The following is a 14,335-nucleotide window of genomic DNA, read 5'->3' as shown; positions in this document are numbered from 1 at the left end:
TTAATTGATGTTATTCCTTTAATTATTTAATTTTAAAATATACTAAAAAAGAATTTGCATTATTTTCTTATACATTTTTTCATCAGTTTCTAAAAGACTTTTCTTTCCATCTTTAAATTGTATTGCAATTATATATATGCCTTTATTTTTAGCTGATAATCCAGCAAATAAACCAATACCACCTAATAAAGCTGATCCAATAAAAGCTCTTCCTATAGCACTTGTAGCACTTTTTTGATGTTCTTTATTTAATACTTCATATGCTTCAACTGTATCTTTATTTATTTCAATCCAGTTCTTTTTGGTAAAACCTTTAACTATATATAATATTTCTTTTTTAAACATAGGTTGATGTATCATTAAAGTTTGGTTTAAATAATCTCCTGCAATAATTTTACTTATCATATTTAAACTCCTTTATTTGTATTAGGTTTTATTTTATCAAATTTTTCCTTAAAATTCAATTCAACATATAAGTTTTATATACTCAATTTAATTTTAAGATTATTTCAATAATTTACCATGTAGTATTATTGTAGTATTTTTATAATCAATCACCTTAAATCCCTTACAGTAATGGCATTTCAGACTTTTGGAACATATTTCTCTTAATCAGGGTGTCCCGGGTTCGAATCCCTGATGGTGCATTATAGAAAATAACTTGAAACCATTGAAATTTAACAGATTTCAGTGGTTTTTTGACTTGTGGACATTGTGTCCACAAGTCTGAGTTTTATTATATGCTGCGGGTTTTCGAGTCTTTCCGGTTTTGTCCAACTATTCGATGTCATTACAAAATACGCAATAAATATTCATATACTTCTGATAAAATAACTTTTGAATTTTCTTTAACTGAGTATAACGAATTTTTCATATCAATAATAGTCTTTTCTAATTTAGGTTGTGAAATATAGGGGGTTTTTAGTGCATCCAGCCTTAGCGAATCCAGTTTTTTCACCTCATAGTCATACATTCTACAACTACTCTCAATATTATTTGCTTTCTTAAAATTTGACCTGATATACTCAAGCCTTTTGGAAATCCCACTAGAATGCTCAAATAATAAGTGAAATGCCCTATAATCCATAACTTGTTTACCTTCAAGTATGCAATCAAGACCGCCTATAATTACATCGTAGGTATCTATTCCGTATATGACCCGGTTTTTTAAAACAAAAGCATTATTGTTATCCCACTGATCTTTTTCATGGTTCGGGGGTGAAATATAATTTACCCTTTTAATATTTCCGGTTGAGTCAATCAAACTTTTGATTTCTTTCAGAAAATTACTCAAATCAAACCGACATTTAAGTCCTGAAGGCTTAATATGTATAAGCTGTAAAGCCTGGTCTGTTGCATAGGGAGCTGTCTCCATATAGCACCCTCTTCCACTTTCAAATGCATTATAAAACATATCATAGTCAAAATTAAGCTTACTGAAAGAATGAGAACGGTTAAATCCAATCCCCATAAACTTCTTATTTACATTGTCATAACCATATATAAGGGATTCATGCACAAAATGCCTCTTGTTATAAAACTCTTTTTCGCTAAGATAAAATTCATCTAGGCAAGCAATAACATAATAACCATGTTCTATCTGTTCCCTTACAAAATCGATTATATTCACTGTATGATCCATTGCATCATAGCCTATATACGAATGCTCAAGTATATCGTCAAAATTTAAGCCAAGCTCCATATAATCCACCATAATATACCCGTTTCGATTTATTTGAGAACAGATTTGTATGTAATGTTGGTTAAACCATGGAAGTAACCTGCTTTCGGAAAGAATAATTGCTATAGGTAATGAACGATATAAATAAGTTGTAATCTCATTATGTAACTTTACTTTTAATTCATTTTTTTTATTCTGACTAAATTCATTTATTTCAAAACCATCATGCATAGGAATTTATCCCCCTAAATTCAAATAGTTGAAAACAAAACCATCACCGGTTTTATTTCTGGATTTCAAGCAACTTTCAACCGCTTTTCGATGTATACAACTATTTTTTGAATGGTATTGAAATTTTCATAAGACAAATCTTCATTATTAATCTCAAACCCAAATTCAGCTTCGATAAGAACCAGTAACTTTATATAACTTACAGAGGTAATTCCTAGAACAGAAATATCCTCTTCCGGGCCAATAGCTTCACTCGAAGCTAACTGACTCAATTCCTCTTTTAAAATATTCCTTACCCTTGCTTCAATATCACTATACATTTATATCCCTCCTGGAATTTTAATAAGAAATACTTGTAACAAGTATCTTCTGAAGATTTAATTCATCTCTTAAAATCAATTCAAGTTGATCACATATATAATCAAAATCATCATCCTTGTAAGTATTTGAATATAAAACCTTGGCCAACACACTTCGGACAGAATTCCAATAATTTATGATTTTGTCCAGTATTTCAAGGATTCCGGAATTATCACTTATCAATCTTTCAGCTCTAAATCTTTCTACTAATTTAGCATTAATAATATTGTTAATACCTTGAATACAATCTTCAATGCTGTATTTTGCAAGTATTTCCCTGTCGGCCACGGTTAGTTTGAAAAAATCAATAAAAGATGCAAACTCCTGCAAGCCCTCAGCAATTGTCTTTTTATAATCCAACATATTCTTTTTAAAAATACGCAAGTATATTCCCAAATCGTCTTCACTGCTTGTTGAGTCCGGATAGAATTCATAATAGGTTGACGTGTTTTTGTCTGGCTGGAAGAAATTGATAAACCCATTATAGGAATCCACAACACCCTGAAAACTAATAGCACGCTTTTCATAAGTCAGGCTATCACGATGCTTGTGTTCTAAAATATGAAATTCCCTTTTGTTATCATCATAGCCATAAACAAGCCATGTATGAGCCCAATGAACTTTTTCATATGTATCTGGCCTAATGGATGCGTAAAAGCAATCCACCCATAAGATTACAGGCCTTCCGCCAGAGACCGATTTGCAGATATCGCCGATAACATCCAAACTTTGATGCTTTTTAACAACAGTAATTCCTTGTTCATCCAGAACCGATTCAACATTTTTAACAGCTCTGTATTCGATATCCGGATTCTCTTTATCCCTGTTCATGCAATATAAAATCATATCATTTATCAAAACAGGTATTAGACTTTTGTTGAAATGTCGAACAACTGGAAAAAGTGCATTGTAAAAACAGCTCTTGTAGTAGAGTTCATTAAAAGGCTCTATATTATCCAATATGCATTTTTGTACATTGGGGCAAGCTTCCTTTGTGCCTAAATAAGATGCCATATCCTTTATTGTTTGATACTTGTAAATGTCAGCACCTTCCACAGGCATTCCTGCTTTTCCCATTTCAACTTCCAGTTTTACCGCAAGAACAGAGTGCCCTCCCAGGTCAAAGAAACTATCATATATATTGATTTCTCCAATCCCAAGTACCTTTCCCCAGACCCTTGCTATCCGGTCTTCCATTTCAGTGTAGCTCTCATTTTCAGCCTTTCCCGTAAGCGTTACCTCGGGTAATGCATCTGAAAAAGAATCTAACTTTATCTGTGTCCGGTTTTGCTTTATTTCCGATTGGGTATCTTGAGACAGTGTAAATGGCATATATGGTTTTATATCAAAAATCGAGCTACCTATATTCATTTCTCCAATAATAACATTATTGATTTTCTTGTGCACCACAATGTCAAATGCCTTGAGCGCCGTGTCATCAGGTATTATCTTGAATATTAGTCTATCTTTGTCGATTTTCACTCCTGCAAACCTTAAAACACTCTCCCATGTAGTCCAGTTTATAGAAAGAACCTTCTTAAAATATTTCTTTGCCTTTAAAACAAAAGAATCCAAGTAGGTATTGGCAGTTGTGTAACTGCCGGCCCCTACTCCGCCTGTTATTGTAATAGCAGATGAGAACAATATAAGAAAGTCCGGATTGTCATCTTTCGTAAGGTTTTCAAGAAGCCATGTTCCATAAACTTTTGGAGCCAATATGTTTTCAAATGTTTCCCTTTGCTCATCCTTCAGTAAAATGCCCTTACTTCCCACACCGATACCTGCACAGTGTATAATGCCGTTAATTTTTCCATAGCATTCTCTCAATTTACTCAATGTACTGTTTAACTCAGTTATTTCAGTGACATCAGTACTGCAAAGTGTAATGGCTGTGCCTGTACTTTCTATTTTTTGTATTGCTTCTATCCTTTGACATAATTCCGGGTCTTTTCCCTCAACTATGATTCTTTCCCATACGTTTCTATCAGGGAAATGGGTACGATTCAATAACGCTATGTTGACTTTATTTTGAGAAGCAAGCCACTGGGCAATCTTCAAGCCTAACCTTCCCGTACCCCCGGTAATTATATAAACGCCGTCATTTTTAACCTCAATTTCATCATCATCCAAACGTGAAAGATCTGCATGTCCAATTTCCTGTGTGTATCTATCTCCATTTCGGTAGGCTGTCAAATACTCGTCTGATGGATAATTGATTTCTATGAGAATTGTATCAATCCCAGTTTCTCTGTCAATATCAATACATCTGCATTTCAACATAGGATTTTCCAATCTTACCACTTTTCCCAACCCGAATAAAGTTGCATTTTGGGGGTATATCATCTGCTCCATACCGGTAATTTCATAGACCTTTTCCGATATCACGACCAAGTCTATAGGTTCTTTTATTTCACGGCTTGAAATCGCCTGACTTAAATACAGAAGATTGTAAACACCTTTTTTCTGACTTTCGTCTATTTCAATAACATCCTTTATTTCAACAGAGCCTTGTGCTGTACATAGATGGATTACCTGAGATATATTCCTGTCTTTAAGTTTACTCAGAAGCCTTTTAAAGCTCTCCAGGCTGCCGTCAATGATAAAGTTACCGTCATTAAGGCTTTGAAATCCTTCCCCAAGTTTCACTTCAATGATGTCTTTCCTGCATTGTCTCAATCTTTTTACAATCTCCTCAATTTTTTCTCCCACACCCTTTAAAACAATGGTACTTCCTTCCTTTGCTTCGTTCTTTGCCTGTTGTGGTTTGCGTTTTCTCCAGACAGCAGAATAATATAAGTTCTGAAAGTGGTGTGGAAGCATCAGGTTTTCCGATTTGGGCAGGTCAATCCAGCATCTCGTTCTCTCAAAAGGATATACAGGCAATCTGACTTTTTTCCTCTTTTCGTCACGGTAAAAATCCTGCCAATTTATTTCCGCACCTTTAACATACAAGCTGCAAACCTTTTCCAATGCTCCCATGCTGGTTTTTCCACTTTTCAGAAAGGTTTCAACCATATTCTCTGCCAGAATACTCAGTTCTTTTATTTCCTCATCCGTGTACTCATAAGCTTCCTTTACTTCTCTTCGGGATGAAACCAACTTATGAATTCCGTAATAAACCCCTTCGTCATTTGAACCGGAGTGCATATCACTTAGTTTATATAGCTTTTCCTGTAATTCAAGTTTGTCCTTTGTTATGACTGCCAGCCTATAACTATAATGTCCCCTTCCTGTATTGGCAGTATAGCATAATTCTGCCAACTCAGGGCTTTTCCCGGACTTGAGCAGTTCGGCATATCTTCTTATACTCTCTTTTAATGAAGTTTCACTTTTTGCCGATATTAGCAAAACATAAATCTTATTTTCAATGGACCATGTATCGTTTTTTATTTCAGGTGCTTCTTCCAGAACCACATGACAATTGGTCCCGCTAAGACCGAATGAACTGATCCCACACCTTTTAGGAAAAGGTTTAGTGTCCCATTGAACAAGTCTATCATTAATATATACCGAAGAATCCTCAAAACTTATTTTTCTATTCGGCTTTGCAAAATGCAAAGAAGGAGGCAGCTGTGCATGTTTTAATGCCATCACTGCTTTGATGAATCCTGCAATTCCAGCTGCATTATCCAAGTGTCCGATATTGGTCTTTACAGAAGTGATTGCACAAAATTGTCTTTTATCTGTATAACACTTGAATGCTTTCTCTATACCTTTAATTTCTATGGGATCCCCGAGTTTAGTCCCCGTACCATGAGCTTCAATATAGGAAATAGTCTGGGGGTCTATACCTGAATCTTTCCACGCTCTAAGTATTACATCTTCCTGAGCGGCCGCATTAGGAGCCGTCAACCCCACTGAGGCCCCGTCCTGATTGATGGCTGTTCCTTTAACAACTGCATATATATGATCGCCATCCTCTACCGCTTTGTTCAAGGGCTTTAACAGTACCGCTCCAACACCTTCGCCAACTCCAGTGCCGTCAGAACTGTCATCAAAGGTTTTAGCCCTGCCATCAGAGGATTCAATTCCGATACGGTCATTTTCATGTATTGTTTTTAACGGAGTTATGAACACCTTTATCCCCCCGGCAATAGCCATATCACAATCACCATTTCTAATTCCCTGACATGCCAGATGTACAGCAATTAAAGACGAGGAGCAGGCTGTGTCGATCATCATACTGGGTCCTTTAAGATCCAGCAAATATGCTATTCTGCTTCCGATGATTGATTTAATATTTCCCGGATCATTTAAAGCTGTCTGGTTAGGTGCAAGCATCTGTATGTATCTTTTGTATTCATCTCCCGAATCATTGCTAAAACCAACATAAACTCCTGTTCTGGAACCTTTAATTCTTTGACCGCCATATCCCGCATCTTCAATTGCTTCCCATGCTGTTTCAAGAAATATCCTCTGATTCGGGTCCATTCCATTAGCTTCTTTAGGAGAAATATTAAAGAAGCCGCAGTCAAATTTATCAATTTCCTCAAGAAATGCACCCACGTTATATTGGGGGTTCATAGCAAGCAAACCCGTTTGCATCCAGAATTTCAGATAGGCATCACTGTCTTCTTTCCTTAAGCCGCCAAATTCTCCTATTAAGTCCTTACCTGTCTTTAATGCTTCCCAGAACTCATCTACACTGTTAGTACATCCGAACCTGCCAGAAACACCAATAACCGCAACATCTCTTTTAGATATGTCATTTATTCTTGATAGATAGTCTTTATCCATATCTCCTATTTTTATACTTTTGAAATTCAAAAGTTTATTTTCCATAAATACCCCCCAAAGCCCAAAAAATAGTTACTATATCTCATAAAACTCAACCCCAAGATCCTCTGCAGTTTTTCTAAAAGACAAAATATTGTCATACTCCCATTCCAAACGGGTATCCGCATCAGGATAGCAGCTTTTTAGCGTCTCTCTCACATACTCCTTTTCCTTATCGCTAATCTCCTTTTTTACAGCGATATTCAACAGTATATCCTTGTATTTTTCCATAAATTCAATGGTTTTCTCCCTGTCCAGATTTCCTGACCGGACATTTGAAGAGACTTCTGCAGCATAGAAATGATTATCGAAGTTGGAAAATGAATAATAGCTTAATAAGGAATATAATGAACAATGTGTCTCAGTAGGGTTTTTCTTGTAAAGCCCCAGCTCTTTTAATTCTGAAATAATCCTTTCTATGTCATAATTGTTGTCAGCAACATATGGAAGTACAAATTTGGGCTTGAATTCTTCTTTATTCAAATTCAATAAGATTTCAATATCATCCCCTAAAAGTTCACCTAGCAGCTCACTACCGCAAAATTTTATCATGTTATTAGTGATTTCCTCCACATCGGTAAATATGGCCGCAGCTTGCATGGGATCTGCACAGTAAAGTATATATGGTATTCTCATCTTAAAAGCTACCAGAAACGAAAGCAACTGCATAAACTGAGTACAGATTATACATGGGATTTTTTCCGCCCGTTCAATATTAAGTGAAGTCTCTCGGTAATTTGTCGTAAAGACATGCTTCATGAGTTTCCTGTATGGACCAATTTTCGGAGTATAATTGATGTGTTCAATATCCAGTCTTTTTACTGCCCGTTGAATATTACCGATAGCATTTCTGCTCTCGAAAGGATGGTTTACTGTAAAGGCTAAAGTCTTAAGCTTCCTTTTTGTTATCAGGTTGTACAGCATATATGTGCTGTCTTTGCCTCCACTTAACATCAGCATGCAATCAAAAAAGTATTTACCTTTATTTTTCTTTGAATTGATATCGAATTCCATATAGTCCTTCATGGCTTTCCTGTAATGGCTCACAGGGTTTGACATGGTATTTCCGGTGCAAATATTGCAAATCCCCTCTTCGTTGAATGTTATACCCGAATTTTCACTTTTCATAATGCACTTTTTACAATATAAAGATGCCATCTGTTTTTCCTCCTGCTTTGTTTTCTATAACTGCTGAAAAGCAATTTGTTCCATTTGACTGACCATCATCTCAACTAATCTTGAATAATTCAAAATGAATTCCTTTACCTTTTCATTTCCAATCCTGGAGCCGTTATATTCGCATACAATATCTATGGCACCAGATCCCGAATCCATTTTAAGAACCATGTCAAAATTATCCATGGAGCCGGAGTTGTTATATTTGGTAATAAACAATGGAATAATGGAATTTTCCTTTCTGTCCACTTGGACCCTTGTCACTTCTTCAACAGTAAATCCAACCTTATGCCGAAGTTCTTCAATATGACTGTGGACATCCTGGAAAAATGTCCATAGGTTCCTAGCATCATTCATATTTACTGTAATGGTATTCAAGTAGCCTTTATTATCACAAACTGTATTTACATGAACAAGTTGTTCACCAGAAACCTCAGAAAGTAAATATATATATGCTCCAAGCAGTATATCCTCAAACTCAAGTTCTCTCTTGGCTGTCACCGTTTCCATGGCCCGATAAACAGGTTCTTCTATTTTGAATCTCAGCACACTTTCTTCTCCTATGCCTTTTCTTTCACTGAAGAATTCAGGCGGAAATGGCATAAAACCAAGATTTAGACAGTTTATATCAAAAGCCTTTTCTTTCTCAATCATCTGTGCCAGTTTTTCTATTGTAGGATGTGAGAAAATGTCTGCGACATCTACCTTGCCGGGATACCTTTCATTGATTGCGGCATTCATCTGGACAAGCAGCAGAGAGTTTCCGCCTAATTCGAAAAAGTTATCGCGAACACCTACCAAATCTTTTTTAAGTACTTCTCTCCAAATATCCGAAAGTACTTTTTCGGTTTCTGTTCCGGCAGCTACAAATTGTGTTTCCAGTTCCGGGCGACTTGCATCAGGCTCAGGCAAAGCTTTTCTATCGACCTTGCCGTTAGGTGTCATAGGAAACTTATCCATATGGACATAGATTCCCGGAACCATATAATCCGGTAATTCCATTGCCAGATAGTTCATCAGTTTTGAAACCGGTATATTGCCTTGGGAAATATAATATCCCACCAGAATATTATTACCTTCTGAACTTTCTCTCACTTCCACAGTACATCCTTCAATTCCCGGATATCTTAGCAAAACCTCTTCTATCTCTCCCAACTCAATCCTGTAACCTCTTACTTTAACCTGATGGTCATTCCTTCCCATACACTCAATATTTCCATCCGAAAGCCACCTGGCGAGATCACCCGTTCGATACATACGTCTTCCTTCATCAAAAGGATTGCATACAAATTTCTCCTTAGTCAAATCCATTCTGTTTAAATACCCTCTTGCCAGGCCATACCCTGCGATGAACAACTCTCCCGCTACACCTACAGGCTGCTGTCTTAGGTATTTGTCCAGTATATATACCTGGGTATTGGCAATAGGCTTACCTATATTGATGTCTTCTTCTAGTTCAAATTTCTTAATTGTAGACCACACCGTTGTCTCTGTAGGTCCATACATATTGTAGATATTTGCGTTTGTCATTTTTCTAAGGTCTCCGAGTAACTTCTTAGGGAACGGTTCTCCACCCACCATAATTTCTTTCAGACTCTGAAAGCAGGTAAGTTCTACCCCACCTGTCATGAGAAGTTGCAGACGTGACGGTGTGATTTGAAGCATATCGACATTTTTACTCTCAATCAAATCATTTAACAAAGCTGAATTCCTTTGTTGGTTCTCATCCGCAATAACTACCTTAAGCCCTCTCGTTAGAGGAAGCAGCGTTTCCAGTACAAAAATATCAAAAGAAATAGTAGTTAATGCAAGAATGGTTTTATCTGAGGAAAATTCTATCTTTTCAGCCACCCCATATATAAAATTAAGAACTTCCCTGTGCTCAATCATGACCCCCTTTGGCTTGCCCGTTGACCCGGAAGTATAAATAACATATGCTAGATCTTCCGAAGTATTTTCTGCTTGTATTGCAGATCGGTCAGGACTATAAACATCTTCCGACTCCAAATCCAGCATTAAACCTTTAAATTGTACTTGCTCCATAAGGTGCCCCATTGTCAGCAGCATTTTTGCATTGCTATCTTCCAACATATAACCGATCCGCTCTTTTGGGTATTGAGGATCTATCGGCAAATAAGCCCCTCCTGCTTTCAATACTCCGAAAATTCCAATCATCATTGTCAGAGACCTCTCTGCCATGATTCCAACAATATCATCTCTTCCGATTCCTCGTTCCCTTAATGTTCTTGCAAGAGAGTTAGCCCGGTCTTCCATCTCCCGGTAAGTCATTTTCTTTTTTCCAAATACTAAAGCAATAGACTCCGGTGTCCTGTTAACCTGCTCGGTAAATAATTTATCAATGGTTGTATTTTTCGGGTAGTGGCGTTTTGTGTCATTAAACTCAAAAAGGATTTGATTTTTCTCCTCACTGCACAACATTTCAATCTCGCACAGTTTTAATCCTGGATTCATTACTACTTCCTTCAGAATATTGACATAATGGTCCAAAAACCTTTGAATAGTGTCTTTCTTAAAAAGCCTGGTGTTATATTCCACGCTGAAACGTATGCTGCCATGTATTTCAATAGCTTCTACCGTTATATCGAATTTGGATACCATATGCGTATGCTCATACGCTTTTACCTTTAAACCGTCAATGTCAAATTTAATCTTACCGGTGTTCTGCAGAATCAGCATGGTATCAAATAACGGATTCCGGCTTAAATCCCTCTTTGCTGCAACACTTTCAACGAGTTCCTCAAACGGATAGTCCTGATTTGCAAAAGCTTTTAAAGTGTTATCCCTGACTTCCACTAAAAATTCCTCGAAGGTCTTTTCTCCACAAGGATAATTTCTGACTGCAAGGGTGTTTAAAAATACTCCGATTATATTTTCGACATCTGCTTTGTTTCTTCCGGCCACAGGAGTACCTACGATAATATCCTCCTGCCCTGAGTACCTCGACAGCAGTATGCTGTATGCAGCTAGCAACAGCATGAACAGTGTGACTCCATTGGCCGAGGCATACTTAATAATATCAGCTCCAAGCTCTTTGCTAACAGTCAAATGCAGCTTATCACCTTCAAAAGTTTGTACTGCAGGTCTCAAGAAATCTGTCGGAATTGTCAGTACAGGTAAATCCCCTCTATATAGGTTCAACCAGTATTCCTTTTGTTTCTGGACAGTACCTGAATCTATGAATTGAAGCTGCCACTCTGCAAAATCCTTGTATTGGATTTTCAATTCAGGCAGAATGTAGCCCTTGTAAAGCCTGATCAATTCACTTACTAAAATGTCCAGAGAAGTAGCATCAGATATAATATGATGCATATCAAACATAAAAATATACTCTTTTTCACTTAATCTGATTATCCCGACTCTGAATAACGGAGCCTTTGAAAGATCGAAAGGCCTTATGAACTTTTGTAGAGTGTCATTAAGGTTTTTTCCGTCAAATGGCGGCCATTCAACCTGAACTTCTACTGTGGTGCTCACTTTTTGATATATGTTACCTTCTTTGAGTTCAAAAAAAGTCCTCAAAGATTCATGTCTTCCCACCAACTCACGGATAGCAGTCTCCAAGCACTCGATATCCATATTTCCCTCTATTGACAGGAATACAGGCAAATTATAGATAGTACTGCCTTCATCCATCTTTTGGAGGATATAAATCCTTTTCTGGCTTGGTGATATTGCAAAATACTCTTTGAAATCCCTTTTATCGGCTATGGAATATAATTGGTTTCCATTATCCTGTGCTGTATGTTTTATATCCAGGTTCACTGCAAGTTCTGCAACAGTCTGAGAAATCAACAAATCTGCCACACTTATTTCAGTACCGATACGAGAATTGATTCTATTGACAATTTTTGCTGCAAGAATGGAATCCCCTCCCAGTTCATAAAAATTATCATGAATATTTAATTCCTGAAAGCCCAAGACTTCTCCCCAAATTTCGGCAATCCTTTTTTCACTATCGGTATATATCTCAGTATCTCTTCCTTTAATCTCTACTATCTTTGGCAGCATGATACTATCTGAAGGTAAAGAAACCGCCAGTTGCATCTTCCATTTTTTTATCTGCTCTTCAATTTCATTTTTCAAATTGTGTGGTATATCCTCGAATCCCAAAAGATCCTTTATATTCCCGGAACCTCTGTTGCTGCATTTATCTGGCACTCCCACCCAGCATCTATTTCTTTCAAAGCAATAAGACGGCAAACTTACCCTTTTTACCTCCATATTCCGGTACATTTCCTCCCAGTCTATGTCAGCTCCTGCAATATAGAGGCGGGATATCTCATCCAGTATACAGCAAGACTCAAAAGTACCCTTTTTTAATTCCTTTATTTTACGGCTTGCTTTTTCATTTAGCTGCTTTATTTCACTATCAGTAATCTCCACCCGCTTAATTTTCGCTTTATCCTGTGAAACAAGTCTATGTTCACCAAAATATACATTAGTAGGCAGTGCTTCATCCATATTTGTGATATCCAATCTGGAAACAGTGTTTTTTAATTCTTTCAAGTCCCTGCATATCACTGCCAATCGGTAATTATAATGCCCTCTTCCGGTATTCGCTGTAAAGCATATATCAGCAAGATCAATATCCAAGTCTCCATCCAGATTCAACTTATATTGACATATCAAAGCCTTCAGGCCTTCTTCACTTTTTGCAGATAATGTCCAAAGATGTACATCAAAGGATTTCTGCGGTGTTTTTTTTCCCGGTTCAGGTGCTTCTTCGAGTATCATATGGCAATTGGTTCCACTGAAACCAAAAGAACTAACACCACACCTCCTTGGAAACCCATCAGTTTCCCACTCGTTCAAACGATCATTAACATAAACCGGTGACATTTCAAACGGAATTCTTCTATTAGGCTTGTTAAAATGAAGACTTGGCGGAATTTTTTTGCGTCGCAATGCCTCTACTGCCTTAAGTAACCCAGCCATTCCTGCTGCATTGTCCAGATGTCCCATATTGGTTTTTACCGATCCGATTGCACAAAACTGCTTTTTGTCAGTGTACCTGGCAAAAGCCCTTCGAATCCCATCTATTTCAATAGGGTCGCCTAGTTTTGTCCCCGTACCGTGAGCTTCTATATATGACACAGTGTCCGGTTCAATTCCTGCATCTCTCCATGCTGCAATAATAACATCCTCCTGTGCTAAAACATTCGGAGCAGTAATCCCTATAGAGCTTCCGTCCTGATTGATTGCACTTCCCTTGATAACTGCATAGATATTGTCTCCGTCCCTAAACGCCTTGTTCAAGGGTTTAAGCATCACAGCTGCAACCCCTTCCCCGCTTCCGGTTCCGTCCGAACTTTCATCAAAAGTCCGTGCTCTCCCGTCAGATGAATTCACACCCAAATCAAATTGGCCCTTTACCGGCAAGAAGTTGACTCTGATGCTTCCTGCGATAGCCATGTCACACTCCCCATTTCTCAGTGCCATACATGCTGTATGTACAGCAACCAGGGCAGAAGAACATGCCGTATCTATCGACATGCTAGGACCTCTCAGATCAAGCAGATAAGATATGCGGCTTGCAATTACAGGAGATAAATTTCCTGTAACAGCCTCGGATGCGAATGAAGGCTCCATTTGTGCAACATAATTTTTATAATCGTAAGGGCTATCCGATCCAAACCCAACATACACTCCTGTTTTGGTTCCTCTCAGTTTATTGCCGCCGTATCCTGCATCTTCGATGCTTTTCCATGCTGTCTCCAAAAACAACCTTTGGTTTGGGCTCATTAAGCTTGCTTCTCTTGGAGATATACGAAAGAAAGAATAGTCAAACTTGTCTATTTCATCCAGATATGCACATTGGAAATACTCCGCGTTCTTTTGTTCCATTTGTACAGCCTTCAAGAACGCATCGGTATCCTTCCTCCTTTTCTCAGGAATGCTCCTAATACAGTCTTCTGCATTCTCAAGTAGTTTCCAGAATTCATCAGTGTTCTCTGCACCCGGAAACTTCAAAGCAACTCCAATTATAGCAATCTCTTTTGCAGAAACCTCTTTTATTTCTATTTTGTCCTGTCCAGAGTAATCTTCCGTCAATTTGAACATACTAAAATCAAGCACACGAATCCCCCTTCC

6 protein-coding genes are annotated in these 14,335 nt (G+C 37.5%); all 6 read right to left on the bottom strand.

Features of this window, described 5'->3' with window-relative positions; all coding sequences use genetic code 11:
* Positions 1 to 42: 42 nt before the first annotated feature.
* Positions 43 to 405, bottom strand: coding sequence for a hypothetical protein (locus Bccel_RS01075; RefSeq protein ID WP_036939689.1), 363 nt, complete (start codon positions 403 to 405; stop codon positions 43 to 45).
* A 385-nt stretch (positions 406 to 790) separates the two neighbouring features.
* Positions 791 to 1,912, bottom strand: coding sequence for a hypothetical protein (locus Bccel_RS01070; RefSeq protein ID WP_036939686.1), 1,122 nt, complete (start codon positions 1,910 to 1,912; stop codon positions 791 to 793).
* 65 nt (positions 1,913 to 1,977) lie between these two features.
* Positions 1,978 to 2,232, bottom strand: coding sequence for an acyl carrier protein (locus Bccel_RS01065; RefSeq protein WP_036939683.1), 255 nt, complete (start codon positions 2,230 to 2,232; stop codon positions 1,978 to 1,980).
* Between the two features lie 19 nt (positions 2,233 to 2,251).
* Positions 2,252 to 7,054 carry a beta-ketoacyl synthase N-terminal-like domain-containing protein gene (locus Bccel_RS01060; RefSeq protein ID WP_050752961.1) on the bottom strand — a complete coding sequence of 1,601 codons (4,803 nt, stop codon included), beginning with the start codon at positions 7,052 to 7,054 and terminating at the stop codon, positions 2,252 to 2,254.
* 30 nt (positions 7,055 to 7,084) lie between these two features.
* Positions 7,085 to 8,206 carry an adenine nucleotide alpha hydrolase family protein gene (locus tag Bccel_RS01055; protein WP_036939681.1) on the bottom strand — a complete coding sequence of 374 codons (1,122 nt, stop codon included), beginning with the start codon at positions 8,204 to 8,206 and terminating at the stop codon, positions 7,085 to 7,087.
* A gap of 24 nt (positions 8,207 to 8,230) precedes the next feature.
* Positions 8,231 to 14,320 (bottom strand): hybrid non-ribosomal peptide synthetase/type I polyketide synthase, encoded by a 6,090-nt coding sequence (locus tag Bccel_RS01050; RefSeq protein WP_050752960.1) that lies wholly within the window; start codon positions 14,318 to 14,320, stop codon positions 8,231 to 8,233.
* Positions 14,321 to 14,335: the final 15 nt, after the last annotated feature.

It is taken from the genome of Pseudobacteroides cellulosolvens ATCC 35603 = DSM 2933 (genome assembly GCF_001262605.1).
Lineage (GTDB): Bacteria > Bacillota > Clostridia > Acetivibrionales > DSM-2933 > Pseudobacteroides > Pseudobacteroides cellulosolvens.
The sequence above is the reverse complement of the archived record's forward strand: the minus strand, read 5'-3'. Positions and strand labels throughout refer to the sequence as shown.

Bases quoted from the DNA above. Each gene is read 5' to 3' on its own strand.
- Bccel_RS01075 (WP_036939689.1), bottom strand. From the start codon at position 405: ATGATAAGTAAAATTATTGCAGGAGATTATTTAAACCAAACTTTAATG.
- Bccel_RS01070 (WP_036939686.1), bottom strand. From the start codon at position 1,912: ATGCATGATGGTTTTGAAATAAATGAATTTAGTCAGAATAAAAAAAAT.
- Bccel_RS01065 (WP_036939683.1), bottom strand. From the start codon at position 2,232: ATGTATAGTGATATTGAAGCAAGGGTAAGGAATATTTTAAAAGAGGAA.
- Bccel_RS01060 (WP_050752961.1), bottom strand. From the start codon at position 7,054: ATGGAAAATAAACTTTTGAATTTCAAAAGTATAAAAATAGGAGATATG.
- Bccel_RS01055 (WP_036939681.1), bottom strand. From the start codon at position 8,206: ATGGCATCTTTATATTGTAAAAAGTGCATTATGAAAAGTGAAAATTCG.